Source organism: Sphingomonas sp. GW821-FHT04B01, assembly GCF_059420425.1.
On the sequence record NZ_JBWKTR010000002.1, the window covers coordinates 389,231 to 416,149 of the forward strand.

A 26,919-nucleotide genomic window follows, 5' to 3' on the forward strand; every position below is an offset into this window, starting at 1 on the left:
ACTCGAAGTTAAAGCTTTCTCCCGACCCGTCCGGTCAGATGCGCCGGGTGCCCGGATAGGCGAACAGCAGGTCGGCGCCGGCGCTGGTGGTGATCGTCTCGCTGCCGCTGACGGTGAGGCATTCGCCCGCCTTGAAGGCGGTACCGGCGACCTCGCCCGAGCCGCTGATCGGCACCAGCCAGCCCGTCTGCCCTTCGGCCAGGGCGACGTCATGGCTGCCGGCGGACCAGCGTTCGAGGACGAATTTCGGCCCCTCGACGAGGATCGTCCGCCCCTCCCCGGCTGCGCCCGGCGAGGTGATCGGCTGATAGGGGGTCAGATGCGCCACCGCGACGCCGTCATCGAGGTGCAATTCGCGGTCGCTGCCATAATCGTACAGGCGATAGGTGGTCTCGCTATTCTGCTGCACCTCGATCAGCGTCAGCCCGCCGCCGATCGCGTGGATCGTGCCCGATGGCGCATAATAGAAATCGCCCGCCTTGACCGGCACCCAGTCGAGATCGTCCTCGATCGAACCGTCCTGCGCGTCGGTGCGCAGCTGCTCGGCAGAGATCGGTGCCTTGGGGCCGAGTGCGATCGTCGAATCGGGACGCGCCGCCAGGATCGTCCAGCATTCGTCCTTGCCGCGCGGCAGGCCGCGGGCATGCGCCTGCTCGTCGTCGGGATGGACCTGCACCGACAGTTTCTGGCCGGTGAACAGATATTTGATGAGCAGGTCGGGGGACGTGTCACCCGGCTCCTGGAACCAGATTTCGCCGATCGGCTCGCCGTCGGCAGGCGCATCCTCGAACCCGAAGCCCAGATCATGCCGGCCCCATGGCTTTTCGACGCGATGGGTGTGGAGCAGGGTAGCAGGCATGCGGGTCCTTTCGTGATCGTATCAACTCGGCGCCAACGTGCGACAGGGGGGATTGTTCGCACGGGCGGGCTTACGCTAAGAGCCTTAGCCGATGCGTATCCCCCAGTCCAAGGCGCTTGCCGCAGCGCTGATCGCCGTCCTCGCGCTTCCCGTCGCGGGCTGCGCCCGCAATCGTGCGAAGTCCGACCTGCCCTATGTCGCGCGCGACGTCGGCACGCTCTATTCGACCGCGCGCAAGCGGCTCGACCAAGGGCGCTACAAGGAAGCGGCGGTGCTGTTCGACGAGGTCGAGCGCCAGCATCCCTATTCGATCTGGGCGCGCCGCGCGCAGCTGATGAGCGCGTTCAGTTATTATCTGAACAAGGATTACACGCAGAGCATCCAGTCGGCGCAGCGCTTCCTGTCGGTCCATCCCGGCAACCGCGACGCCCCCTATGCCTATTACCTCGTCGCGCTGAGCTATTACGAGCAGATCCGCGACGTCACGCGTGACCAGAAGATCACCCGCCAGGCGCTCGACGCGCTCGGCGAACTGACCCGCCGCTATCCCAACACGCGCTATGCTTCCGACGCCCGGCTGAAGATCGACCTCGTCAACGATCACCTTGCCGGCAAGGAGATGGAAGTCGGCCGCTTCTACGAAACGCGCGGCCAGTGGCTCGCCGCGACGCTGCGGTTCCGCACCGTGATCGACAAGTTCCAGACGACCACGCACACGCCCGAAGCGCTGATGCGGCTGACCGAGAGCTATCTCGCCGTCGGCCTGCCCGACGAGGCGCAGAAGGCGACCGCGGTGCTCGGCGCCAATTATCCGGGAAGCGACTGGTACAATCACGCTTACGAGTTAATGCAGAAGCATCCGGTCAAGCCCGTCGCGCCGATCCCGGCGGGGCAGCCGATCATCCCGGCCGGCACGCCCGGTGCGAAGGCACAGACGCTGCCCGGCGAATCGGGCACCGCGACGCCCAAGGCCGAGGCCCCCGGTGCGCCGACCCCGGTCGGGACCACCGGCGGCACCACCGGCGGGCCGGTGCCGAGCACCGAGACGCCGACGAGCTGATGGATCGCGGCGCGCCGGCCGACACTTTCGTGACAGACCGGAACGTTTAGGGATCAACATCCCGGTAACGCCGCGCTATATCGACCGCGATGCTGACCGCGCTGTCCATTCGCGATGTGGTGCTGATCGAGGCGCTCGACCTGGAATTCGGGCACGGGCTCGACGTGCTCACCGGCGAGACCGGGGCGGGCAAGTCGATCCTGCTCGATGCCCTGGGGCTGGCGCTTGGCGGCCGTGGCGAGACGGGTCTCGTCCGTCATGGCGCGACCCAGGCGGTCGTCACCGCGACCTTCGATCCGCCGAACGGCCCGCTTGCCGCGTTGCTCGACGACAATGGCGTGGAGATCGAGCCGGGAGAGCCGTTGCTGGTGCGCCGCATCGTCAAGGCCGACGGCGGCAGCCGCGGCTTCGTCAACAACCAGCCCGCCGGCGCTGCGCTGCTCCGCGAGATGGCGCCGATGCTCGTCGAGATCCACGGCCAGCACGACGACCGCGGCCTGCTCAATCCGCGCGGCCATCGCGCCTTGCTCGACGCCTTCGGCCGGGTCGATCCGGGTGATACGGCGCGCGCCTGGACGACGCTCCGCGCGGCGGAAACCAAGCTGGCCGCCGCGCGTGCCGAGATCGAGACCGCGGCGCGGGATCGCGAATGGCTGGAACATGCGGTCGGCGAGCTTACCACGCTGGCCGCCGAGCCCGGCGAGGAGGAAGCGCTGGCCGACAAGCGGCGCGGGATGCAGCGCGCCGAGAAGATCGCCGACGAGCTTGCCGCGATCGACGACTATCTCGAAGGATCGAACGGCGGCCTCGCGCAGCTCCGCCAGGCGGCACGCGTCCTCGAACGGATCGCCGAGGATCATGCCGCGCTGGGCGAGGCGCTCGCCGCGATCGACCGCGCGGTGATCGAGGCGACGGTCGCCGAAGAGCAATTGGCCGAGGCGCGACGCGACCTCGCCTTCGACCCGCGCGCGCTGGAGGAGGACGAGGCACGCCTGTTCGAGCTGCGTGGCATGGCGCGCAAGCATCGCGTCCAACCCGACGAACTCGCCGCGCTGACCGAGGATCTTCAAACCAAGCTGGAACGGCTCGAAGCCGGCGAGGACGGCATCGCCGTGCTGGAGACCGCCGTCGCCGCGGCACGGGCCGATTACGACGCCGCCGCCGACATCCTGTCCCGGCGCCGCCATGCCGCCGCCGAACGGCTCGACGTGGCGGTGGCCGGCGAGCTGGCGCCGTTGAAGCTCGACGCGGCGCGCTTCCGCACCGTCGTGGCCACGCATGCGCCGGACGGCTGGTCGTCGCATGGCAAGGATCGGGTCGAGTTCGAGATCGCGACCAACCCGGGCGCGCCCTTCGCGCCGCTCGCCAAGATCGCCTCGGGGGGCGAGCTGTCGCGCTTCATCCTCGCGCTCAAGGTCGCGCTGGCGGAGGAAGGCGGCGCGGCGACGATGATCTTCGACGAGATCGACCGCGGCGTCGGCGGGGCGGTGGCGAGCGCGATCGGCGAGCGGCTGGCGCGGCTCGCCGAACACACCCAATTGCTGGTCGTCACCCACTCGCCGCAGGTCGCCGCGCGCGGTGCCGAGCATCTGCTGATCGCCAAGAGCCACGACGGCACGGTGACGCGTACCGGCGTCCGCGTGCTCGACGAGGCGGAACGGCGCGAGGAGATCGCGCGGATGCTGTCGGGCGCGACCGTCACCGACGAGGCGCGCGCGCAGGCGGAACGGCTGCTCGAAACGGCCTGACCGCGGGGCCGGCGAATCGGCCCCGCGCTATCCGGTCAGATCGCGCCCGTGCCGCCATTGGCGCCGAACGCGCTGCCCGTCGTGAAGCTGTTGCCGCCATCCGCCAGCGCCACGTAGAGGCCGGCAAGCTCCGCCGGCTGCCCCGCCCGCCCCATCGGCGTGTCCTGCCCGAATTCGTGCATCTTGCCGGGCAATTGCCCGCCGGCAACCTGCAACGGCGTCCAGATCGGTCCGGGTGCCACCATGTTGACGCGGATACCCTGTTTGCCGAGCTGCTTGGCGAGCGCCTTGGTGAAGATCAGGATCGCCCCCTTGGTCGAGGCGTAATCGAGCAACTCCTCCTCGGGCGCGACCGAATTGACCGAGCCGGTGTTGATGATCGCCGCACCCGGCTTCATCAGCGGGATCGCCGCCTTGCTGAGATGGAACATCGCATAGACGTTGGTCTTCATCGTCCGGTCGAATTGCTCGGCGGTGATCTCGGCGATCGATTGCTTCGACTGTTGATAGGCGGCGTTGTTGACGAGGATGTCGATCCCGCCGAGCTCGCGATTGGCGCGGACGATGAGGTCGCGGCAGAATTTCTCGTCGGTCAGGTCGCCGGGGATCAGCACGACCTTGCGCCCCTCCGCCCGCAACAACCGCGCGACGTCCTGCGCATCGGGCTCCTCGGTCGGGAAATAGTTGATCGCGACGTCGGCACCCTCGCGCGCGAAGGCGATCGCCGCGGCGCGGCCGATGCCCGAATCGCCGCCGGTGACGAGCGCCTTGCGCCCGGCCAGCTTGCCCGAGCCGCGGTAGCTCGCTTCGCCGCAGTCAGGCACCGGCTTCATCTCGCGCTGCAACGCCGGCCATTTCTGCTTCTGTTCGGGGAAAGGCTGGTTGGTGAACTTCGTCCGCGGGTCGGCGGGCGCCGCGGCGGGGCCGGTCTGCGCGATCGCCGATCCGGCGACGGCAGCGGCGCCGACGACGGCGGCACCCTTGAACAGGTCGCGGCGGTTGGTCTGATCGGTCATGGCAGGGCTCCGGAAGGCGTTCGGAGGAAAAGCTCCCGCACGCCCCGATAGTTCATCGATCGAGGAAGATTATTGCTGTTTTACAGCAAGATATTCGATGACGGGGTTTGCCCGTCGCGGCGAGCCTTGCCCGACCGGCCCTTGCTCCCCTACCCCGCTGCCATGACCGACCTGCCCAAGACCGCGCCGGATGCCGCCGCCGAGCTCGAAACACTCGCGGCCGAGATCGCCTATCACAACCAGCGCTATCACACCGAGGATGCGCCCGAGATCTCCGACGCCGCCTATGACGCGCTGGTCCGGCGCAACGCCGCGATCGAAGCGGCCTTCCCGGAGCTGGTCCGTGCCGATTCGCCGAACCGGCAGGTCGGCGCCGCCCCCGCCGCGCATCTGGCCAAGGCGCCGCATGCCCGGCCGATGACCAGCCTCGACAATGCGTTCAGCGAGGAAGACGTCGTCGAATTCGTCGCGCGTATCCGGCGCTTCCTGCGGCTCGACGCCGACGAGCCGGTCCTGCTCACCGCCGAGCCCAAGATCGACGGCCTGTCGTGCTCGCTGCGCTATGTCGACGGCGTGCTCGAACAGGCCCTGACCCGCGGCGACGGCCGGATCGGCGAGGACGTCACCGCCAACGTCCGCCATATCGCCGACATCCCGCAACGCCTCCCCGCCGACGCCCCGGCGGTGTTCGAGGTCCGCGGCGAGGTCTATATGGCGAAGGCCGATTTCACCGCGCTCAACCGGCGCCTGCTCGACGAGGCCGAGGACCCCGACAAGGCGCGCCAATTCGCCAATCCGCGCAACGCCGCCGCCGGCTCGCTGCGCCAGAAGGACGCGCGCGTCACCGCCACCCGGCCGCTGCGCTTCTTCGCCTGGGGCTGGGGCGATCACGACACATTGCCCGAGACGACGCAGTCGGCGATGGTCCAGCATGTCCGCAACTGGGGCTTTCGCGTCGCGGACGACGATCTGATCACGCCGCTGACCCCCAATATCGCCGTCGCAGGCGATGCGGCCGACGTCCTGCGCACCTATGCTGGGATCGAGGCGCAGCGCGCCGATCTGCCGTTCGACATCGACGGCGTCGTCTACAAGCTCGACCGGCTCGACTGGCAGGAGCGGCTCGGCGTCGTCGGCCGCGTCCCGCGCTGGGCGATCGCACACAAATTCCCCGCCGAACAGGCGCAGACGACGCTGGAACGGATCGACATCCAGGTCGGTCGCACCGGTGCGCTGACCCCCGTCGCGCGACTCGCACCGGTCACTGTCGGCGGTGTTGTCGTGACCAACGCCACGCTGCACAATGCCGACGAGATCGAGCGGCTCGGCGTGCGCGAGGGCGATCGCGTCGTCGTCCAGCGCGCCGGCGACGTCATCCCGCAGATCGTCCGCAACCTGACGCCGGAGGCGGACCGCCCCGCCTGGCCCTTCCCGCGCACCTGCCCCGATTGCGGATCGACCGTCGAGCGCGACGAGGGCGAGGTCGTCTATCGCTGCACCGGCGGGCTGATCTGCCCGGCGCAGCGGGTTGAGCGGCTGATCCACTTCGTTTCGCGCCACGCCTTCGACATCACCGGGCTCGGCGCGACGTTGATCGAGGCCTTCTTCACCGACGGCCTGATCCAGTCACCCGCCGACATCTTCCGTCTCACCGAGGACCAGCTCGCCGCGCGCAAGAAGGATGGGCGGACCTGGGCGGCCAATCTGGTCGCGGCGATCGCGGCGCGGCGCGAGATTGCGCTCGACCGTTTCCTGTTCGCGCTCGGCATCCGCCACGTCGGCGAGATCACCGCCCGCGACCTCGCCCGCCGCTATCGCTCGATCCGCGCGCTCGGCGCGATGCTGCGCCACGCGGTCTTCCTCCACCACCGGATCGAGCCGGTGATCGGCGAGACCGAACGCAAGTTCGTCCTGCGCCGCGACCGGTTGCTCGTCGCCGCGATCGAAACGCCGGGGATCGGCCCCGAAGTCGCGGGCGCGCTGATCGGCTTCTGCGCCGAGCGCCACAACCGCGATGTCGTCTTTGACCTGTTGCGCGAAGTGCGCCCGACCGAATTGGTGTGGGAAACGCGCGCGTCGCAGGTGAGCGGCAAGACCGTGGTGTTCACCGGCAAACTCGAGACCCTGTCGCGTGACGAGGCGAAGGCACAGGCCGAGGCGCTGGGCGCGCGCGTCTCGGGATCGGTGTCGGCCAAGACCGATCTGGTCGTCGCGGGCGCGGATGCGGGGTCCAAGCTCAAGAAGGCGAGCGACCTCGGCGTGACGGTGATCAGCGAGGCGCAATGGGCTGAAATCGTGGCCGAACCGGCATGATCTGATCGCCACCGGCGTGGCTTTTTTGCAACGCAAAATATCGAAGCATCGCAGCACCATCGTCAGGCTCGCGAATGTCACGAACTCGCAATATTAGGCACCCAAGGGCCGCGGCAACGGCAAACAGCCGACCGCGATTCCGAGCAGACGCTCAAAGGGGACTTATTCGATGCGAAACAACCTTCTTTTAGGTGTGGCAGCGGTTGCGCTGATCGCTCCCGCCGCCGCATCGGCGCAGGAGACGACAGCGGCGATCCGTGGTACGGTTACCGCCGCGGGCGTGCCGGTTGCTGGAGCGCGGGTGACGATCACCAATGTCCCGACCAATACAAGGACCAGCACACAGACAGGTCCGGATGGCACGTTCAATCAGACCGGGCTCCAGGCGGGCGGCCCTTATTCGGTTGAAGTCGTGAGCCCGCAAGGCAGCAAGACCGTTACCGACGTCTTCACCGTCGTCCAACAAGCGTACACGTTGCCGATCGAGCTGTCGGAAGTAGCGGCGAGCGACACCGGCGAGGACATCGTCGTGACGGCGTCGTCGATCCGCGGCGCGGGCGTGACCTCCGATGGTCCGCAGACCGTCTTGACACAGGCAGCGATCGGCAAGGTCGCGTCCGTGAACCGTGACATTCGCGACATCGAACGCCGCGATCCCTTCGCCACCCTCGACCTGTCAAACAGCGGAGACCGTGGTGGCGCGGTCAGCTTCGCGGGTGTCAATCCGCGTTACAATCGCTTCACGATCAACGGCGTCACCGTCGGTGATACGTTCGGCCTTAACCAGGATGCCAGCCCGACCAACCGCGGCCCCGTGCCGTTCGACGCGATCGGCCAGGTATCCGTCTCGATTGCCCCGTATGACTTCCGCCAGTCTGGCTTCCAGGGCGGCGCAATCGACACCGTGCTATTGTCGGGCACGAACGATTTTCACGGCACCGGCTTCTATTCTCAGAATACGGACGGCTTGACCGGGGATACCATCGGCAGCAACGTGCAGGTAACGCCCAAGTACAAGTCGGAGACATATGGAGCGACTTTGCGGGGGCCGCTGATCGCTGACAAATTGTTCTTCATGGTTTCGGCCGAGCGCAACACGGATCCGCGACCATTTTCGACGCTGCTGGGATCGTACACGAATCCGGCCCTCGTTCAGACTGCAGTCAATAACGTTACCAGTATCGCGCAAACGCGCGGTTTGACGGCAGACCAAATTGGTGGCGTTCTGACGATCAACCCACGTAAAGACGAAAAGATCGTCGGTCGTATTGACTGGAATATCATGGATGGCCAGCGCCTGTCCGTTTCCTACATCAATGCGTATGACTCTCTCGTCAGCCAGAACAACACGTCGCCGAATTCGACGACGTATGGCCTGAGTTCGAACGCTTATGCACTGACCGAATTGCTAAAGGCTGGCATCGTTCAGTTGAACTCGGACTGGACTGATCGGTTCTCCACCGAAGTTCGCGGCATCTACAAGTACAACGAGCGTGGTCAGGAGCCGCTGGCGGGGCGGTCGATTGGCCAGCTTCAGGTATGTAACGATGCGGTATCAACCGGCACCACCACCGGGTGCACCACGAATTCGCCGCAAATTTCGTTTGGGCCGGATATTTCGCGCCAAACCAATCAGCTCTTTTTCGACACTTGGGAAGGCTCGCTGCTTGGTCGCTATTCGGCAGGGCAGCATCAGATCAGCGCGCTGGTTGACGTTACTCAGAATCGTACCTTCAACAATTTCATCCAGAACAGCTTGGGTGCCTATTACTTCGACTCGTTGGCAGATTTCCGCGCGGGCAACGCCAACCAGCTCGTGTATACTGCCGCGCTTCCTGGGGTGAACGCCGCAGCTGATTTCCGCTACACCCAGTTCACCTTTGGCTTGCAGGACGAATGGCAGGTCACTCCGACGTTGGCGATCACCTATGGCGCACGGTATAGCCTTTATGCGATGAGCGAGCGCCCGATCGCAAACGCCTTCTTCAATCAACGTTACGGCTACCCAAACACGAAGACCTATAACGGTCTCGACCAATTCGAGCCGCGCTTTAGCTTCGATTGGAAGCCGGATAACTTCCTCGGAGGATTAAAGCTGCGTGGCGGCGCGGGTATTTTCGGTGGAGGCTCGCCCGATATTTATCTGTCGAACAGCTTCTCGAACACGGTAACCTCTAGCCGCGTGACTATCACGCGCAGTGCACAGGGTGCTAACACCTGCACCAATGGGGTTTCGAATGACATCTGCGCCGCAGCGCTGAATAATGTCACAGGTAACGTCCCCGCATCGATCGCGACGTATGCAGCGAACACGACTAATCCGACAACCCTACAGCGGACCAGCACCGGCGCAATTTCCCCCGACTTCCACCTGCCGCGATCGCTTAAAGCAACGCTTTCGGCAGATTACTCGGTGCTGGGGTTCAACGTCGGAGGTGATTATTACTATTCGAAGAACATTGATGGCGTGATTTTCACTGACGCACGCTCAGTTGTGATCGGCACGCTGCCCGATGGCCGCCCGCGCTATGGGGCAGCCACGGGAGCGTTCGCCGACGCCAATTACGACATCATCACCGGCAACAGCCACAAGGGACACAGCCACATTCTCGTAGCTCGCGCCGACAAGAGCTTTGACTGGGGTCTGACGATCGGCGGTAGCTATACGCGCCAGTGGGTGAAGGACGTCGGCAACGCGACATCGTCGACGATCAACTCGAATTATCAGAATCAATTCTACGCCGACCCCAACAACCCTGCGTATGGAACGTCGTCGGATCAGATCAAGTGGCAGTTCAAATATTCCGTCGGCTACGATCACGCGTTTTTTGGAGATTATCGTACGGCAATTCAGCTGTTCGGTGAAACCCGCGCTGGACGTCCTTTCAGCTATACGATGTCCGACAACCTTTCGACTCGTTCGCCGACCTTCGGTACCGTGCTGACCAGCTCGACCAGCACGCGCACCAATTTGCTATATGTGCCATCAAGCACTACCGACGCACTGGTGAGCTACGATACTACTTCAACCCGCGACAATCTGGATGCGTATATCAACGCACATCCCGATTTGGCGAAGTATCGCGGCCAGATCATCGCGAAAAACACCGCACGTAGTCGCGCCTTCACACGCATTGATCTCCATCTTGAGCAGGAAATCCCGACCTTCATCGGCAAATCACGGATCACGCTGTTCGCTGACATCAACAACGTACCGAATCTCCTCAATAAGAATTGGGGCGGCCTGCGTCAGTTTGGCTTCCCTTATGGTCTTGGCTTGGTCACGGTGCAGTGCCTGACCACCGCAGGCAATGGGATCAACGGAGGTCAGGTGGCGACGAGCACGTCGCAGGCATGTGCGCAGTATCGCTATTCCTCATTCAATACTCAGGCCGACGTTCAACAAAAGTCACTGAGCTTCACCCAGTCGCTGTATCAGATCCGCGTCGGCGCCCGCTTCTCCTTCTAAAGGACAGCGCCAGCCGCACGGCTCATCAGGCCGCCGCTCCCCTTCGGGAGCGGCGGCCCTTCTTTTTTGCACCGGCGGGATCACCCGTGTAGAGACGCCCCGACATGGCGACCCTTCCCGCCCCATCCCGCCCGGCGCTCAACGTGCGTCCGTTCTTCGAGAACAAAAGCCGCGCCTTCTGGACGTTGCAGGCGGTCGGCTGGACCGGCTACCTGCTGCTCCGCGGCGCCTCGACGCTGACCAATCTGTCGCTCGACGCGATCATCCCGGTGATCGTCGAGGCGATCGTCGGCTATTGCGTGACGCTGCTGCTCTCGACCTTCTACGGCTATTTCCGTGGACTGGCGCGCGCGCCGGGGCTGTTGCTGACCGTCCTCGCCTTCGCCGCGGCAACCTTGTTCTTCGCCTTTCTCGACGCTTTCACCTGGTCGCTGATCCAGAACGGCCAGCCCGGCGTGACGCTGCCGCGGCTGCTCGTCTCCTTCTACGTCGCCTTCACGGTGATGGCGGGATGGTCGGCGCTGTATTTCGGGATCAATTTCTACCTGATCGTCGAACAGCAGATCGACGAGATGCAGCATCTCGAAAATCAGGCGTCGTCGGCGCAGCTCGCGATGCTGCGCTACCAGCTCAACCCGCATTTCCTGTTCAACACGCTCAACTCGATCTCGACACTGGTGCTGCTCAAACAGACCGAGCGGGCGAATGCGATGCTGAGCCGGCTGTCGTCGTTCCTGCGCTATACGCTCGCCAACGAACCGACCGCGCACGTCACCGTCGCGCAGGAGGTGGAGACGCTGAAACTCTATCTCGAGATCGAGAAGATGCGGTTCGAGGAGCGGCTGCGGCCGGTGTTCGAGATCGATCAGGCCGCCGAACGCGCGCGGCTGCCGTCGCTGCTGCTCCAGCCGCTGGTCGAGAATGCGATCAAATATGCGGTCAGCACGCAGGAGGAAGGCGCCGAAATCTGCGTTCGCGTGCGGCTCGCCGGGGATCGCGTGCAGATCGGCGTATCCGACACCGGACCGGGTTTGCTCGACGGCCGTGTGATGCCAAGCCTTTCAACCGGCGTGGGTCTCCCCAATATTAGGGAGCGGCTGATCCAGGCCTATGGCCCGGACCACCGCTTCGAGACGCGTACCGCGCCGGCTGGAGGCTTTTCGGTGGAGATCGAAATTCCCTTCCAGCTCGACGATCTGAGTAGAGAGGCCGCATGACGATCAGAACCATCCTGGTGGACGACGAACCGCTCGCGATCCAGGGATTGGAGCTCCGGCTCCAGGCGCATGATGATATCGAGATCATCGAGAAATGCTCCAACGGCCGCGAGGCGATCCGCGCGATCAAGACGCACAAGCCCGACCTCGTCTTCCTCGATATCCAGATGCCGGGTTTCGACGGGTTTTCGGTGGTGCAGGGACTGATGGAGGTCGAGCCGCCGCTGTTCGTCTTCGTCACCGCTTATTCGGACCATGCGCTGCGCGCGTTCGAGGCGCAGGCGGTCGACTATCTGATGAAGCCGGTCGAGGAGGCGCGGCTCGCCGATACGATCGAGCGGGTGCGGCAGCGATTGTCCGAGAAGCGCGGCGTCGAGGAGGTCGAGAAACTCAAGGAGGTGCTCGCCGAGCATGCCCCCGAGGCGGCGGCCGATATGGTCGAGGGCGGCGATGCGGTCAGCGCCAATCGCTTCGAAAAGCTGATTAACATCAAGGATCGCGGTCAGATCTTCCGCGTCGACGTCGATACGATCGAGCGGATCGACGCGGCGGGCGACTACATGTGCATCTACACCGGCGACAACACGCTGATCCTACGCGAAACGATGAAGGATCTGGAGAAGCGGCTCGATCCGCGGCGCTTCCAGCGGGTGCACCGGTCGACGATCGTCAATCTCGATCTCGTCAAGCAGGTCAAGCCGCACACGAATGGCGAATGCTTCTTGGTGCTCAACTCGGGCGCCAGCGTGAAGGTCAGCCGCAGCTACCGCGACGTGGTCGCGCGCTTCGTGCATTGATACGGACGGCGACGGCCTCCACCCGGGAAGCCGTCGCCGGCGGGTCAGAGTGCCTTGCGGCCGGTGAAGAGCTGGATCAGGCCGACGATGATCGCGACGACCAGCAGGATGTGGATGAGACCACCGGCGATGTGGAGCGAGAAGCCCAGCAGCCAGAGGATCAGCAGGATTACGGCAATCGTCCACAACATCGTACGGCTTCCCTTCCAAGGCGAGCGGCCAACGGGCCGTCGTGCGGAATAAAACGTTACGCAGGCGTTGCATGTTCCGTTGGCCGATCAACCAATTGGAACGGCACGGCTCAGTGGCCGAATGCGGCGTGGGCGCGATCCGCCAGCCAGGCCAGGGCCTCGGCATGGATGCCCGGCGCGGCGACCATCACGCCGAATGCGGTGGGATCGGGCTTGTTGTAGCGGAGCGGCGCGCCCAGAGCGTCGCTGACCGTCGCGCCCGCCTCCGCGGCGATCAGCGCGGCGGCGGCGATGTCCCATTCGTTGCCCCAGCGCAGCGTGGTCAGCAGATCGGCCTCGTCGGCGGCGACCATCGCCATCCGCAGGGCGATCGAATTGGGCTTGTGGACCGCGGTGAGATGCCGGTCGATCTTGGGGAGCGCATCGGTCGGCACGCGTGCCCCCGCCAGCACGTTGCGGTCGCCGGCGTGGAGCGCCACGTCGTTGCGCCACGCCCCCTGCCCCCGCGTCGCATGCCAGCGCTCGTCGCGCGCCGGGGCGTCGAGCACGCCGAGCACCACCTCGCCGTCATCGACCAGCGCCACTGACACCGCCCAGCCCGGCCGGCCGCGGATATAGTCGCGGGTGCCGTCGATCGGATCGACCACCCAGACGCGCGACCGCCGGAGCCGGTCGGGACTGTCGACCGTCTCTTCCGACAGCCAGCCGGCATCGGGCAGCAGCCCGGCGAGCCGGGCGCGCAGCATCCGGTCGACATCGAGATCGACCTCGCACACCGGGCTGCCCGGCGTCTTCTCCCAGCGCGCGAAGTCGGTCTGCCAGCGGGCGAACGCCATCGCCGCCGCCTCGCGCGTCACTGCGACCGCCGCGGCGGTCAGGTCGGCGATCGCCTCAGCCACTCGCGACCGTCATGCCGTCGACCCGCACCGTCGGCACGTTGATGCCGTGACGGAATTCGAGATCGTTCGCGGGGGTGAGCGCAAGGAACATGTCCTTGAGATTGCCGGCGACGGTAAATTCCGCGACCGGGCCGGCGATCTGCCCGCCGACGATGCGGAAGCCCGCTGCGCCGCGGCTGTAATCGCCGGTGACGCCGTTGATGCCCTGCCCGATCAGCTCGGTGACGTAGACGCCATCGACGATGTCGGCGATCAGCGTCGCGACGGGCACGATGCCGGCGGCCATATAGAGGTTGCTCGGCGACACGCCGGGACCGCCGCCGACGCCGCGCGCGGCATGGCCGGTCGGCTCCAGCCCCAATTGCCGCGCCGAGCCGCTGTCGAGCAGCCAGGTCTCGAGCATGCCGGTCTCGACGATCGCGACCGGCGACACCGGCAGCCCCTCGCCGTCGAACGGCCGCGAGCGCAGCCCGTGCGGGCGATGGGGATCGTCGCAGATCGACACGCCGCTGGCGAACACCTGCGTGCCGAGCGCGTCGAGCAGGAAGCTGGTCTTGCGCGCGATCGCCTGTCCAGAGATCGCGCCGGTGAGATGGCTGAGCAGCGACGAGCCGACGCGCGGGTCGAACACCACCGGCATCGGCCCGCTCGCGACGCGGCCCGGGTTGCGGCGCGCGACGGCGCGTTCGCCGGCGCGGCGGCCGATCGCGTCGGGGCTGTCGAGATGCGCGCGCTTGCGGGCGGCGTGGTGCGCATAATCGCGTTCCATGCCGGTCGCGGCATCGCCGGCCAGGACGCTCGCGGACAGGCTGTAGGCGGTCGCGGCATAGGCGCCGGCGAAGCCGTGGCTGGTCGCCAATGCCCAGATCGAGCGCGACGCGCTCGCACCGCCGCCCTCGCTGTTGGTGACGCCGGGCACCGCGCGGGCGGCATCCTCCGCCGCCAGCGCCCATTCGCGCAATTCGGCCGGGGTCGGCTCGTCGCCGTCGGCAAGGTCGAGCAGCGGTGGCGCACCGTGCATCAGCCGGTCCTGCGGCGCGAGCCCGGCCCAGCGATCCTCGGGCGCCTCGCGTGCCATCGCGACGACGCGGTCGACCAGCGCATTGGTCGCGTCGGTCGACAGATCGGAGGTGGAGACGCTCGCCGACCGCTGGCCGACGAAGACGCGCAGGCCGAGTTCCTCGCTTTCCGAGCGGCCGACATCCTCCAGCGCGCCGAGGCGGACGGAGAGGTCGAGCGAGGCGTCGGCGGCGAAGACGGCATCGGCGGCGTCGGCTCCGGCACGGACGGCACGGGCGACGATATCGGCGGCGCGATCGCGCGCCTGATCGGGGGTCAGCATCGTTCCGACTTAGGGGGCCAGCCGGCGGGATGCTAGGCCCCGTAATTGTGGCGAATTAAGGCAACGTGGACAAGATGGACACCTTAACGGAAACGATCCGGCCCCATCGTTTCCGTTTTTGCAATGATGGGAAAGGAGCGGGTGCGACATGGCCGGCAGTATACGGTGACATCGCCCTGTAGGACATAGCGGGAACGATCAGTCGTCAGGGAGGGCCCAGCCTTCGGTCGCGCCGAGCGCATCGACCAGGTCGTCGACCGCCGTTTCCGCTGCGGCGATCGAGGCGGCGAGGCGTTCGTCTCCGAATTCGTCATATTCGATCGCGATGGTCCGGCTGTCGGTGAGGCCGATATAGCCGAGGGGTACGGTCAGCCCGGCCTCTACGAGATTCATGCCGGCGAGCCGTTCGCCGGGCCGATAGCCGTGATCGCCGCGCGCGGTGAGGATGATGAGCCGCTTGCCGGTGGGCAGCATCGGCCAATAGGGTTCGCCGTCGCGCGAGCGATCGAAGCCGAAGGTAAGGCCGACCCGCACGATGTTGTCGATCCACGCCTTCAGCTGCGACGGCACCCCGAAATTGTACATGGGGACGCCGACGACCAGCAGATCGGCACCGAGAAGCTCCTCAGTCAGCGCGTCACTTTCGCGCAGACGCGCGGCCTGTTCGATAGAGCGGCGCTCCACCGGCGTGAAGCTCGCGTCGATCCAGGCGGCGTCGACAGGTGTCGGCGGATGGGCAGCGATGTCGCGGCGGAGGACGATATCTGCAGGTCGCCGTGCCTGCCACCTTGTGACGAAGCGATGCGACAATCGTCGACTGTGTGAGCCGTGGGGTTGATCGTCCGAACGGCCGAACCGGGCGCTCGCATCGATGTGGAGCAGGCGGCGGGGCTTATCGGCATCGCTGTACATCGTCATATTGTCCTCATCCATGATGCCGCTAATTTATCGCTCCGCTTCGTCAGCGACGAACGCGAATTGCTCAGGGGGTAGCTGAGGTGCCTTCATCCATCGTCAGCCGCCGCGACCTCCCGCCACTGGCGACGCTGCGCGCGTTCGAAGCTGCCGCGCGACATCTCAGTTTCCGCATGGCGGCGGCGGAGCTCGGCGTGACGCCGACCGCGGTCAGTCATCAGGTGCGCCTGCTCGAAGAGACGCTGGGTCAGGCGATGTTCGTCCGCCATGTGCGGCGGGTATCGCTGACCCCGGCCGGGGCAATGCTCTATCCCGTCTTGCGCGACGGCTTCGACGCGTTCGCCCGCGGCGTGACGCAGCTCCGCCGCGCCCGTGCGCGGACGGCAGTGGTCGTGTCGGCAACCCGGCTGTTCACGGCGCGGCTGCTCGTCCCAGCGGTCGGCGGCTTCGCGGCGGCGCATCCGGCGATCGACCTGCATCTGCATGCCAGCGACCTATTGGTCGATCTTACCAGCGGAGGCGCGGACATCGCGATACGCTATGGCGATGGCCCGTTCGGCGACCTCGTCGCGACGCCGTTGCTGTCCGAGCGCGTCGGCGTGCTGTGCAGCCCGACGCTGGCCGTCGCAACGCCCGACGATCTGCGGCACGTGCCGCTGCTCCATTCGGAATGGACGAGCCCAATCGCCGGGCCGGATTGGGCGAGTTGGGCGCGGCTCGCCGGGATCGAAGGGCTGCCGGTCACCACCGGGCCGCGTTTCACCGACGACGGCCATGCGCTACAGGCGGCGATCGCCGGTCATGGCGCGGTCCTCAGCAGCCTGACGCTGGCGGCGCCCGATCTGGCGGCGGAGCTGCTGGTCCATCCTTTCGGCCCGGTGATCGACGGCGGTTCCTATCATGTCCTGACCACGCGCGCTGCGGCGGTGCGGCCGGAGATCGCTGCGGTCCGGGGATGGCTGGATGCCGTGACGCGGGTCGGCGCGGGATAGACAGCGGCAATCGCCCCCTCATCCCGCCGCCGATGTCCCTACGACGACGCAGGCGAGGAACATCAGCAGGCCGGCGAAGCGGTTGCTGCGGAAGCGGGCGAGCGCATTGCCGCCGTCGTCGGGGCGGAGCGTCGCGACCTGCCAGAGGAGATGCGCGGCGACCGGGAGCAGCGCGAGCAAGGCGACCGGGTCCGGCCGGACGCGCCAGATCGCCGCCGCCCAGCAGGCGAGCGCCAGCACGTAGAACAGTGCGGTGCCGCCCCTGACGTGCGCGCCCATGCGCAGCGCCGACGAGCGGACGCCGATCAGCGCGTCGTCCTCGCGGTCCTGCAGTGCGTAGATCGTGTCGTAGCCGATCGTCCAGGCGATGCAGCCGGCGTAGAGCAGCCACATCGGCAGCGACAGGTCGCCCGCGACCTCGCTCCAGCCAACCAGCGCCGCCCAGGAGAAGACGAGGCCGAGCCACGCCTGCGGCCACCAGGTGATCCGCTTCATGAAGGGATAAGCGGCGACCGGCGCGAGGCTGGCCAGCGCGACGCCGGCGGCGAGCGGGCGGAGCTGGACCAAGACGACGAGACCGATCAGGCAAAGGGCGAGCAGCCACGCCCAGGCGAGCTTGAGCGAGACGAGGCCGCTCGGGATGGGCCGCGCACGCGTGCGCGCGACCTGCGCGTCGAGGTCGCGGTCGACGATGTCGTTGTAGACGCACCCCGCCCCGCGCATCGCGATGCTGCCGGCGAGGATCCACAGGATCAGCGGCCAGCGCGTCAGCGTGCCGCCGGCGAGCGCCACCGCCCATGCCCCCGGCCAGAACAGCAGCCACCAGCCGATCGGCCGGTCGAGCCGGGCGAGCAGCGCGAGGCCGCGTGCGGTCGGCGGAAGGCGGCCGACGAGGCCGCGGTGTTCGCTGTCGGGGACGATCTCGGCTGACATGGCCCGCCTTTGCCGCGCAATCGCCGCCGCGGGCAAGGGCATGGGCGTGCTTTTGCCTCGCTATCGCGGCGGACTTGCGGCAATCGCGATGGATGATCGGGTTGTCGGTAGCGGTGGGACGGTTCGTGGAGGCGCTCTTCTGGGCGATCCTGCGCGTCGCCGGCGTGATTACCGTCGCGGTCGTCGCGGCGGCGGCGGCGGCGTTGCTGACCTGGATCGTCGCACGCAAATTATGGGCGCGGCAACGCCGCAAAAGAGGATCATGACCGCCACCCCTGCCTGGCCGCCGCAATCGACGCCGCGGCTGTTCGTCGAGACTGAGCTGGCGCCGGGGCCGCTGCGTATCGACGGGCCGGCGGCGCATTATCTCGTCGCGGTGATGCGGATGGCGCCGGGCGATCCGGTGAAAGTGTTCGACGATATCACCGGAGAATGGCTCGCCACCGCCGCGAGCATCGGCAAGCGAGAGCTGATTGTCGACGTGTCGACACGGCTGCGGCCGCGTGAGCCGGTGCCCGATCTGTGGCTGTGCGCGGCGCCGCTCAAGAAGGGGCGGATCGATTGGCTGGTCGAGAAAGCGTGCGAACTGGGCGTCGACCGGCTGGTGCCGGTGGTGACGCAGCGGACGATCGTCGACCGGCCCAAGCTCGACCGGCTGCGCAGCCACATGATCGAGGCGGCGGAGCAATGCGCGCGGACCGCTTTGCCCGTGCTCGCCGAGTCGGTGAAGCTGGCGGCGCTGCTGCGCGACTGGCCGGCGGAGCGGACGCTGTTCTTCGCCGACGAGACCGGCGGGCTGCCCGCCTTCGCGGCGATGCGGGCGCGGCGCGGGCCGGCGGCGATCCTGATCGGGCCGGAGGGCGGCTTCACCGAGGAGGAACGGGCCGCGATCCGTGCGTTGCCGCAGGCGGTGGCGATCGGCCTCGGCCCGCGCATCCTGCGTGCGGATACCGCGGCGGCGGCGGCGGTTTCGCTGTGGATGGCGGCTTGCGGGGACTGGCAGGAAGACTGACTGGCGCCGCCGTTCATCCCCGCGTAAGGGCGCGATCATGACGACCAAGACCGAGAGCGCCACGACCTCGCCCATCATCGAGTCGCGCGACCAGCTGATCGCGCATTTCGCGCGTGGCGAGAAGCCCGCCGACCGCTGGCGGATCGGCACCGAACATGAGAAATTCGTCTATCGCCAGAGCGATCATGCCGCGCCGAGCTGGGACGAGCCGGGCGGCATCCGCGACCTGCTCAACGAGCTCCAGCAATATGGCTGGCAGCCGGTCGAGGAAGGCGGCAAGATCATTGCGCTGAACGGCGCCGACGGCAGCGTCAGCCTCGAGCCGGCGGGGCAGTTCGAACTGTCGGGCGCGCCGCTCGACAACCTGCACCAGACCTGCGCCGAGACGGGGCGGCATCTTGAGCAGGTGAAGGCCGCGGGCGAGAAGCTCGGCATCGGCTTCCTCGGGCTCGGCATGTGGCCGGACAAGCGCCGCGACGAGCTGCCGATCATGCCCAAGGGCCGCTATGCGATCATGCTGCGCCATATGCCGCGGGTCGGCAGCATGGGGCTCGACATGATGCTGCGCACCTGCACGATCCAGGTCAACCTCGACTATGCGTCCGAGGCCGACATGGTGAAGAAGTTCCGCGTCGGGCTGGCGTTGCAGCCGATGGCGACCGCGCTGTTCGCCAATTCGCCGTTCACCGAGGGCAAGCCCAACGGCTTCCTGTCGTATCGCAGCCATATCTGGTCGGACACCGATCCGGCGCGCACCGGCATGCTGCCGTTCGTGTTCGAGGACGGCTTCGGCTACGAACGCTACGCCGACTATATGCTCGATGTGCCGATGTACTTCGTCTATCGCGACGGGCGCTATATCGACGCCGCCGGTTTGTCGTTCCGCGACTTTCTCAAGGGCGAACTCAGCGTCCTGCCCGGCGAGAAGCCGAGCATCGATGACTGGAACGATCACCTGTCGACCGCTTTCCCCGAGGTGCGGCTAAAGACCTTCCTCGAGATGCGCGGCGCCGATGGCGGGCCGTGGAACAAGATTTGCGCCCTCCCCGCCTTCTGGGTCGGATTGCTCTACGACCAGGGCGCGCTCGACGCGGCGTGGGACCTCGTCAAGGACTGGTCGATGGAGGATCGCGAGGCGCTGCGTTCGGCGGTGCCGAAGCTGGCACTCGACGCGCCGCTGCCGGGTGGCGGGCGGCTCGGCGATATCGCCGGGCAGGTGCTCGACATCGCCCACGCCGGTCTTGCCGCGCGGGGCCGTGGCAACGGCATGGGCGACAACGAGACCGGCTTCCTCGACCCGCTGCGCGAGGTGGTGCGATCGGGCAAGGTGCCCGCCCAGGTGCTGCTCGACCGCTATCACGGCGAATGGGCGGGCGACCTGTCGCGCGTCTATGACGAGGCGAGCTTCTAACCGTCAGTCGAGGCCCAGTGCCGCCCGTGCGACGCGCTCCACCTCCGGGTCGAGCGCCGGCGGGGTCATGTCGACGTTCGCCTCGAGATGGTCGGCGATCGCGGTGAGCGCGTGGATGCGCGCGGCCTTCTTGTCGTTGCCGTTGATCACCGTCCACGGCGCGCCGCCGGTGTCGGTGCGCGCGAACATGTCGTGCATCGCCGCCAGATAATCGGCGCGGCGGGCGCGGTTGCGATAGTCGTCGAGGCCGGTCTTCCAGCGCTTCCACGGGTCGTCGAGCCGGTCCTCGAGCCGGCGGTCCTGCTCGGCCTGAGAGACGTGGACGAACAGCTTGATCAGCGTGGTGCCGCCGGCGATCAGATCGGCCTCGAAGGCGTTGATCTCCTCATAGGCGCGATGCCACTCCGCCTCGCTGGCATAGCCCTCGACGCGCTCGACGAGGACGCGGCCGTACCAGCTGCGGTCGAAGATCGCGATGTCGCCGGGCGCGGGCAGCGCGCGGCCGAAACGCCACAGGAAGTCGTGCGCCTTTTCCTCGTCGGTCGGTGCGGCGATCGGGTGGACGGCGAAGTGACGCGGATCCCAGTCGGCGGTGAGACGCTGGATGATGCCGCCCTTCCCCGCCGCGTCCCAGCCCTCGAACATCACGACGGCGCGGCGGTCGTGGACGATATGCGCGACGAGAATGCGCTCCAGCCGGTCCTGCAACGCGGCGAGATCGCGCTTGTAATGGCCCTTATAGGCCTTGGTCTTTTCGAAATTGGCAAGATCGATCACGCGCGGCATCCTCCTTGGCATTGCTGCGTCGAACGCACCAGTCGCGCGTGCGGCACAGCGATGCGTCGAGAAATAGCGACGGTCAGTCGGTCGGGCCGTGCCAGTCGATCCAGGCGCCATAAGCGTGGCAGGTGGCGAGATGATGCGTGCCCCCGTCCGGCCAGACGGTCAGCGACAAATGGACGGCATCGCGCGGCGTGGTCCATTCGAAGCCAATGCGGGCGAGCGGGCGCGCCGCGGTGGCGCGCGCGCCCGCGTCGCGAAACGCCGCCTCGACGGTCTGGCGGCGGACCGGATCGAGATATTGCAGCGCCATCGAATGGACGATGATCCGGCAGCGCCCCTCCGGCTGCGGCCGGGCGAGCTGATCGGGCAGCCAGAGCGCGATGTCGCCCGCATCGACCTGCGGCGGCCGTTCGCGGGCGATCGCCAGCGCCGCGGCGAGCCGCGCGGCGCGATCGTGCTGGTCCGCCCAGATATAGGCCATCAACCGCGCGCGGGCGGCGGCGTCGCCGACGTCGACCGGGCGCAGGTCGACGCCGCGCGCAGAGACGATCTCGACCGGGCGGACCGGCGGCGGCGCGCCGCGCCACGCCGGCGCGACGCGCACCGGCGATCCCGCCAGGCCGACGGTGCGGCCGCCGAGGTCGTAGACATAGCGATCGAGATTGAGGTTGAGCCCGGCGCTGGCGCCGAGTTCGCGCAGGTCGCAGGGCATGTCGTGATGCGCGCGCGCGACCATCAGCGCCGCCATGATCGCCGCGGTGCGGCCGACCTCGTTGGTCTGCGGCGGGTCGCGCATCCATTCGACGATGACGTCGTCGGCCACCGCCAGCGCCTCGCCGATGACGCGATCAAAATCGCCCGTCTGATCGCGATACAGCGCGGCGAGCGCGGGCAGCGTTTCGCCGCGCGCGACCGCATGGAGCGCGGCGTTGAAGCGCATCGCCAGCGCATCGGCGGCGACGTCGCGCGGCCAGGCGGCGATCAGTGCGGCGGTGCGCGGCGCCTGATGCAATTGGCGCTCCGCCGCCTCCAGCACGGTGGCGACGAAGCTCGATCCCATCTCGCGCACCGCGGCGGCCTGCCGTCGCAGCGGCCCGCGGTCGGCGGCGTCGTCAGGCGTGGCGATCATCCCGGTCAGGACGGTCAAAACGTATCCCAATCGCCATTGGCGACGAGGCGCGGACGCGATGGCGCCTTGGTCAGGCGACCGACCTTGGGCTTCGACGGGGTTAGAACCCGCACCGGCGGCGGCGGCGGTGCCGCGAGCGCCGGTTCATGATCGATGACGAAGGCGCCGACCGACTGGTTGAGATGGTCCGCCTCCTCCGCCAGCCGCCGCGCCGCCGCCGAGGTCTCCTCGACCATCGCGGCATTCTCCTGCGTCATCGTGTCCATCTCGCTGATCGCGACGTTGATCTGGCCGAGGCTCTTGGCCTGCTGATCGGAGGAGGTCGCGATCGCGTCGATCGCGACGCTGACCGTGCCGACGCGCTCGATGATGCGCGCCAGCGCCTGGCCGGTCTGATCGACCAGATCGACGCCGGTGCGGATATGGACGGAGGCGGAGGTCACCTTGTTCTTCACCTCGGTGGCGGCATTGGCCGAGCGCTGGGCGAGCGCGCGCACCTCCTGCGCGACGACGGCGAAGCCGCGGCCCGCATCGCCCGCGCGCGCCGCCTCGACGCCTGCGTTGAGGGCGAGGAGATTGGTCTGGAAGGCGATGCCGTCGATCAGGCTGATGATCTCGGCGATCTCCTTGCTCGCCTTCTCGATGCCCTGCATCGCGCCGATCGCCTCCTTGACGACCGCGCCGCCGCGCTCCGCCTCGCCGCGCGTCTCGGTCATCGAGCCGCTCGCGCCGATCGCCGCGCCGGCGCCCTCGCGGATCGACTTGGTCACCTCGTCGAGCGCCGCCGCGGATTGCTCGATCGCTGCCGCCTGCTGTTCGGTGCGCTGCGACAGATCGAGCGTCGCGCGGCTGATCTCCTCGGAATTGTGCGTGATCGCCAGCACGCCGCCCCGCACCTCGCCGAGCACGCGCGACAGGCTCGAGGTGGCGCCGTTGAAGTCGCGCGACAGGCTCTGGAAGGCCTCGGGCACGTCGGTGATGCGGACGGTGAGATCGGCCTCCGCCAGACGATGCAGCGCCACGCCGATCGTCTCGCGTGCCGCATCGCGGTCGCGATCGTCGGCGAGCTTGGCCCTGGCGGCATCGCGGAAGACGGTCACCGCCCGCGCCATGTCGCCGAGTTCGTCGGTCCGGTCGGTCGCGGTGATCGCGATGTCGTGACGCCCCCTGGCGAGATCGGCCATCGCCTCGGTCAGCGCGGTGATCGGCCGGGCGAGCTGGCGGCTCAGCATCATCGCGAGCGTGATCGCAATCCCGATCAGCGCGATGCCACCGATCACCAGCGTGATCAGCGCGGTGCGGATCGCGCCATCCTGACTGGCGGCGTTCTGCTCCATTTCCTCGGTCTCGGCCTTGCGCAGGTCGCGCAGCGGCAGCGCGACCTTGCTGACCAGCACCTTGTCGCCGGCGGCCCGGACCGCGGCCTCCGCCTCCTCGCGACGGCCGGCCTTGACCCAGCCGATCAGCCGGTCGCCCCAGTCGCGCCGCCAGGCGAGCGCCTCGCGATTGGCGCTGCGCACCTGATTGAGCTTGACCGGGTCGGTGAGCAGCCGCTGGAGATCGACGGCGGTGTCGTCGAACTCCTTGCGCCCCTCTTCGTAGGATTTGAGGTAGCTGGGATCGCCGGTGACGAGGAAACCGCGGAACTGGCTGTTCTGCCGCAGCATCGACGTCTCCAGCGTCAGCGCCTTGGCGTAAATCGTCTGGCTGACGTTGTTCCGCTCGGTCGAGCGCTGGATCGACAGGATGTTGGCGAGGAACACCAGCATCACGACCGCGGCGGACGCGTTGATCGCCAGAAAGGACAGGCCGAGTTTGCGCGGTATCTTCATGGTCGTCGTTCCTTCGGGGCAGGATGAGAGCGATCTCACGTCGCGGATTGACGCCGGCGTACGGCGCCGTCGCTTCCACCATCCCCGTCGGTGCCCATGCTCTCGCCGATCGGTCCCAGCGACGGGTTGGTTTTCCTATTATAGCTGCTCGTCGGCCCCCGCTGGCACCTGCGACGCATTCGCCGCGCCGCTAAGATGTGGAGTATGCTCGATAGCCGGGTGGTACGGGCAGGTCAGAAGCGTGAGCGGAGCGTGACGCCGTAGGTGCGCGGCTCGGCGAGGAACGCGGTGGTCAGCGCATTGCCGACCGCATAGCGCGGCGCGCCGAATTGCTGGACCTGCGACTGGCTGCCGCTGCCTTGCAGGAAGGCGGCGGCGGCGATCTGCTGGTAGTTGGTGTCGAAGACGTTCTGGCCCCAGAATTCGAGCGCCCAGCGCTGATTGCGGCCACGGATGCCGATCCGCGCGTTGACCAGGACATAGCCGTCCTGGACCTTCTCGGCGAACAGGTCGGAGCCGGTATTATAGTCGCTGGTCATGCGGCTATCGACGTAGAACAGGCCGGTGAGGCCATTGCTGCCGATCGCCGGCGTCCAGGTCGCCGCACTGGTGATGACGTGACGCGGCGCGTTCGACATCTGGTGGCCGGGAAGCATGAACAGGGCGGCGGTGAGCGGCGCACCGGCGGCACTGCCGACCAGATCGTCGCGGTATTGCGTATGGGCGTAGGTATAGCCGAGGTTGAAGGTGACGTCTGGCGTCGGATAGGCGCCCGCCTCCAGTTCGAACCCCTGGGTGACGACGCCGGTACCGACCTTGCCGGTGCAGGCGCCCGACGCGGAACTGTCGTCGCGATCCGCACCGTTCAGCGACACGTCGCAGGCGCCGATGTTCTGGACGACGAAGGCGCTGCCGTTGAAGGTGTTCAGCTGGAAGTCGCGAAACGACGAGCGGAACCCGGCGAGGTTGGCGCTGAACTTCTCATTGCTGTATTTGACGCCCAGCTCGAACGCCTGCACCGTTTCCGGATCGAAGCGCAGGTCGCTGGCGCGCGTGCTGCCGAGGGCGAGGCCCGACCGGGCGAGATTGTAGCCGCCCGCCTTGTAGCCACGGGCGTAGGAGCCGTAGAGCAAGGTGCTCGGCGTCGCTTGCCATGACAGCACGGTGGTGCCGGTGAACTGGCCCTCGCCGATCGAATCCTTCAGCGGAACGCCGTTTAGCGCGGTGGTAGAATTGCCCGCGCAGACGATCGCGACGAGCCCCGCGGCGATGGTGCGGCGCGTCCGGTCGGCGTCCGTCTGCGCCGACGCGAGCGCCGCCTGCTGCGCCGGGCAGACGCTGTTGCTGCTGTTGAGCGAGGCGTTCAGCACCTTGTGCTCGTGCGTGTAGCGCAAGCCGGCGGTGAGGCTCAGCGTATCGGTGATGCGCAGGATGTCGTGCGTGAAGAAGGCGTAGTTGGTCCTGGTCTGATCGAACACGTCGCGCAGCGCGCCGACGTTGTTGGCGGTGCTCAGCCGATCGAGCCCGCCGACCACGGTTCCGCCCAGCGCGGCGGTGAGCGCGGTACGGCCCGCGATGCTGAGACAGCCAGAGCGGGCCGGATCGAGCAGCGCCGGATTGGCGCTCAGCCGCGCGACCAGACTGCATGAGGCGAAGGCGCCGAATTGCGAGCCGAACTTGAAATTGTCGGCGACCTCGAGCCCTTCGTGGGCGAAATAGCCACCGACCAGCCAGTCGAGCTTGTTGTCGAACAGGCCGCCGCTCAGCCGCGTCTCGTGCGTATAGGTGCGGAACCGGCGGTAGGCGTTGCCGTCGTCGGCGCGATAGCCGATATCGAGGCTGCTGTATTCCGGATCGGCGGCGTCGCCCGCCTGATATTCGCGATAGGCGCTGATCGAGATGAGCTGCACGCTGCCGATCGTCCAGCCGATGCGCGACGAAATGCCGTAATCCTTGGTGACGTTGGCATAGGCGCGTCCGGGCGAGGCGACCGTGCGGCGATTGTACGGATCGCCGGCGCTCGGCAGGATGGCGCCGAGGCTCTGCATGACCGAGACAATGCGGTTCTGCGGCGAGACGGCGAAATCACCCGCCACGCCCGGCGTCGGATCGTATTTCTCGCGCGTATCGACATAGACAGCGCCGCAGCATTTCTCGTTGCGATAGGTGTAGTCGCCGATCAGGCGCAGCGACAGGTCGGTGCTCGGCTTGAAGAACAACTGGCCGCGGACGAAATAGCGGTTGCGATCGTTATAGTCGGTCTTGTTGACGACGTCGGTGTAGAAGCCGTCGCGTCTGGCGACGACGCCGTCGACGCGGAAGGCGAGCGTATCCTTGAGCACCGGACCGGTGAGCGCACCGGCGAGGCGGACGGCATCGTAATTGCCGTAGCTGGCCTCGCCATAGCCGCCGAACTTGAACTCGGGATATTTGGTGTAGATGCTGATCGCGCCCGCCGAGGAATTGCGTCCCGACAGCGTACCCTGCGGCCCGCGCAGCACCTCGATCCGCTCGACCTCGCCGAGATCGTTGAGGCCCGAGCCGGTGCGGCTGCGATAGACGCCGTCGATGAACACCGCGACCGAGCTTTCGAGGCCGGGATTGTCGCCGACGGTGCCGATGCCGCGCAGGCGCGCGGTGGCATTGGCTTCCGAGCCGGTGGAGGTGACCAAGAGCGACGGCACGAGCTGCGCCATCTGACGGATATCCGTCGCACCGGAATGACGGAGCGCGGTGGTACCGTAGGCGCTCACGGCGATCGGCACGTTCGACATTCGCTGCGAACGCCGCGTCGCGGTGACGACGATGTCCGAGGTATTTTCCGCCACGGCCGGCTTGGCCTTGTCCTGTTCGCCTTGCTTGGTCGTCGGCGCCAGCCCCCGCAACCCCTGCGCCTCGGCATGGCCGATCGCTCCTGCGCAGCCAGCCGCTGCCAAAAGATATACCCATTTACGCATTCTACCGCCCCCGGTTCGAGTTAACCGGGGCGCGATTGCCGTAA

The 26,919-nt window shown here is 67.1% G+C and carries 21 protein-coding genes; 10 read left to right on the forward strand and 11 right to left on the reverse strand.

Annotated features, from left to right (window positions below; genetic code table 11):
- Positions 1 to 34 precede the first annotated feature (34 nt).
- Positions 35 to 859 carry a pirin family protein gene (locus tag AC07UH_RS08050; RefSeq protein WP_137897331.1) on the reverse strand — a complete coding sequence of 275 codons (825 nt, stop codon included), beginning with the start codon at positions 857 to 859 and terminating at the stop codon, positions 35 to 37.
- A gap of 91 nt (positions 860 to 950) precedes the next feature.
- Here AC07UH_RS08050 and AC07UH_RS08055 point away from each other — a divergent pair, with 91 nt between their 5' ends.
- Both AC07UH_RS08055 and recN read left to right on the forward strand, forming a co-directional pair.
- Positions 951 to 1,919, forward strand: a complete 969-nt coding sequence (locus AC07UH_RS08055) for an outer membrane protein assembly factor BamD (RefSeq protein WP_038659425.1) — start codon at positions 951 to 953, stop codon at positions 1,917 to 1,919.
- A gap of 89 nt (positions 1,920 to 2,008) precedes the next feature.
- The gene (recN, locus tag AC07UH_RS08060; protein WP_495180204.1) at positions 2,009 to 3,667 is read left to right on the forward strand and encodes a DNA repair protein RecN; all 1,659 of its coding nucleotides are present in this window, start codon (positions 2,009 to 2,011) and stop codon (positions 3,665 to 3,667) included.
- Between the two features lie 35 nt (positions 3,668 to 3,702).
- Here recN and AC07UH_RS08065 read toward each other — a convergent pair whose 3' ends face one another.
- Positions 3,703 to 4,683 carry an SDR family oxidoreductase gene (locus tag AC07UH_RS08065; protein ID WP_495180203.1) on the reverse strand — a complete coding sequence of 327 codons (981 nt, stop codon included), beginning with the start codon at positions 4,681 to 4,683 and terminating at the stop codon, positions 3,703 to 3,705.
- A gap of 162 nt (positions 4,684 to 4,845) precedes the next feature.
- On the opposite strand from AC07UH_RS08065, the gene ligA reads away from it, so the two are divergent.
- The 4 genes from ligA to AC07UH_RS08085 all read left to right on the forward strand — a co-directional run bounded on the left by ligA (position 4,846) and on the right by AC07UH_RS08085 (position 12,479).
- Positions 4,846 to 6,996: an NAD-dependent DNA ligase LigA gene (ligA, locus tag AC07UH_RS08070; RefSeq protein ID WP_495180202.1), complete on the forward strand. Its 2,151-nt coding sequence runs from the start codon at positions 4,846 to 4,848 to the stop codon at positions 6,994 to 6,996.
- 169 nt (positions 6,997 to 7,165) lie between these two features.
- Complete coding sequence (locus AC07UH_RS08075; RefSeq protein WP_495180201.1) at positions 7,166 to 10,465, forward strand: TonB-dependent receptor; 3,300 nt, start codon at positions 7,166 to 7,168, stop codon at positions 10,463 to 10,465.
- Between the two features lie 104 nt (positions 10,466 to 10,569).
- Positions 10,570 to 11,682: a sensor histidine kinase gene (locus AC07UH_RS08080; RefSeq protein ID WP_038659440.1), complete on the forward strand. Its 1,113-nt coding sequence runs from the start codon at positions 10,570 to 10,572 to the stop codon at positions 11,680 to 11,682.
- A complete protein-coding gene (locus AC07UH_RS08085; RefSeq protein WP_038659443.1) occupies positions 11,679 to 12,479 on the forward strand; it encodes a LytR/AlgR family response regulator transcription factor in 801 nt (266 codons plus the stop codon). Before AC07UH_RS08080 ends, AC07UH_RS08085 begins: the two co-directional genes overlap by 4 nt.
- A 44-nt stretch (positions 12,480 to 12,523) precedes the next feature.
- Here the strand turns inward: AC07UH_RS08085 and AC07UH_RS08090 are convergent, their stop codons facing one another.
- The 4 genes from AC07UH_RS08090 to AC07UH_RS08105 all read right to left on the reverse strand — a co-directional run bounded on the left by AC07UH_RS08090 (position 12,524) and on the right by AC07UH_RS08105 (position 15,829).
- The gene (locus AC07UH_RS08090) at positions 12,524 to 12,670 is read right to left on the reverse strand and encodes a lmo0937 family membrane protein (protein WP_137897336.1); all 147 of its coding nucleotides are present in this window, start codon (positions 12,668 to 12,670) and stop codon (positions 12,524 to 12,526) included.
- Positions 12,671 to 12,780: 110 nt separating this feature from the next.
- Complete coding sequence (locus tag AC07UH_RS08095) at positions 12,781 to 13,569, reverse strand: 3'(2'),5'-bisphosphate nucleotidase CysQ (protein WP_495180200.1); 789 nt, start codon at positions 13,567 to 13,569, stop codon at positions 12,781 to 12,783.
- Positions 13,562 to 14,911 (reverse strand): TldD/PmbA family protein, encoded by a 1,350-nt coding sequence (locus tag AC07UH_RS08100; protein ID WP_495180199.1) that lies wholly within the window; start codon positions 14,909 to 14,911, stop codon positions 13,562 to 13,564. Before AC07UH_RS08100 ends, AC07UH_RS08095 begins: the two co-directional genes overlap by 8 nt.
- A gap of 198 nt (positions 14,912 to 15,109) precedes the next feature.
- On the reverse strand, positions 15,110 to 15,829 hold the full coding sequence (locus AC07UH_RS08105; protein WP_495189833.1) for an FMN-dependent NADH-azoreductase: 720 nt from the start codon (positions 15,827 to 15,829) through the stop codon (positions 15,110 to 15,112).
- An 80-nt stretch (positions 15,830 to 15,909) separates the two neighbouring features.
- Here AC07UH_RS08105 and AC07UH_RS08110 point away from each other — a divergent pair, with 80 nt between their 5' ends.
- Positions 15,910 to 16,818: a LysR substrate-binding domain-containing protein gene (locus AC07UH_RS08110; RefSeq protein WP_495180197.1), complete on the forward strand. Its 909-nt coding sequence runs from the start codon at positions 15,910 to 15,912 to the stop codon at positions 16,816 to 16,818.
- Between the two features lie 18 nt (positions 16,819 to 16,836).
- On the opposite strand, the gene ubiA is transcribed toward AC07UH_RS08110, so the two are convergent.
- Complete coding sequence (ubiA, locus tag AC07UH_RS08115) at positions 16,837 to 17,751, reverse strand: 4-hydroxybenzoate octaprenyltransferase (RefSeq protein WP_495180196.1); 915 nt, start codon at positions 17,749 to 17,751, stop codon at positions 16,837 to 16,839.
- A 92-nt stretch (positions 17,752 to 17,843) separates the two neighbouring features.
- On the opposite strand from ubiA, the gene AC07UH_RS08120 reads away from it, so the two are divergent.
- Genes AC07UH_RS08120 through AC07UH_RS08130 form a run of 3 tightly spaced genes read left to right on the forward strand, consistent with a single transcriptional unit; the run spans position 17,844 to position 20,174 of the window.
- The gene (locus tag AC07UH_RS08120) at positions 17,844 to 18,017 is read left to right on the forward strand and encodes a hypothetical protein (RefSeq protein WP_495189832.1); all 174 of its coding nucleotides are present in this window, start codon (positions 17,844 to 17,846) and stop codon (positions 18,015 to 18,017) included.
- A complete protein-coding gene (locus AC07UH_RS08125; protein ID WP_495180194.1) occupies positions 18,014 to 18,763 on the forward strand; it encodes a 16S rRNA (uracil(1498)-N(3))-methyltransferase in 750 nt (249 codons plus the stop codon). Before AC07UH_RS08120 ends, AC07UH_RS08125 begins: the two co-directional genes overlap by 4 nt.
- Before the next feature lie 37 nt (positions 18,764 to 18,800).
- The gene (locus tag AC07UH_RS08130; RefSeq protein WP_495180193.1) at positions 18,801 to 20,174 is read left to right on the forward strand and encodes a glutamate--cysteine ligase; all 1,374 of its coding nucleotides are present in this window, start codon (positions 18,801 to 18,803) and stop codon (positions 20,172 to 20,174) included.
- 3 nt (positions 20,175 to 20,177) lie between these two features.
- Here AC07UH_RS08130 and AC07UH_RS08135 read toward each other — a convergent pair whose 3' ends face one another.
- The 4 genes from AC07UH_RS08135 to AC07UH_RS08150 all read right to left on the reverse strand — a co-directional run bounded on the left by AC07UH_RS08135 (position 20,178) and on the right by AC07UH_RS08150 (position 26,875).
- Complete coding sequence (locus AC07UH_RS08135; RefSeq protein WP_495180192.1) at positions 20,178 to 20,960, reverse strand: polyphosphate kinase 2 family protein; 783 nt, start codon at positions 20,958 to 20,960, stop codon at positions 20,178 to 20,180.
- A gap of 73 nt (positions 20,961 to 21,033) precedes the next feature.
- Positions 21,034 to 22,104, reverse strand: a complete 1,071-nt coding sequence (locus tag AC07UH_RS08140) for a DUF2332 domain-containing protein (protein WP_249340490.1) — start codon at positions 22,102 to 22,104, stop codon at positions 21,034 to 21,036.
- Positions 22,101 to 23,918 (reverse strand): HAMP domain-containing methyl-accepting chemotaxis protein, encoded by a 1,818-nt coding sequence (locus AC07UH_RS08145; RefSeq protein WP_137897343.1) that lies wholly within the window; start codon positions 23,916 to 23,918, stop codon positions 22,101 to 22,103. Before AC07UH_RS08145 ends, AC07UH_RS08140 begins: the two co-directional genes overlap by 4 nt.
- A 233-nt stretch (positions 23,919 to 24,151) precedes the next feature.
- Positions 24,152 to 26,875 carry a TonB-dependent receptor gene (locus AC07UH_RS08150; protein ID WP_495180191.1) on the reverse strand — a complete coding sequence of 908 codons (2,724 nt, stop codon included), beginning with the start codon at positions 26,873 to 26,875 and terminating at the stop codon, positions 24,152 to 24,154.
- Between the last annotated feature and the right edge of the window lie 44 nt (positions 26,876 to 26,919).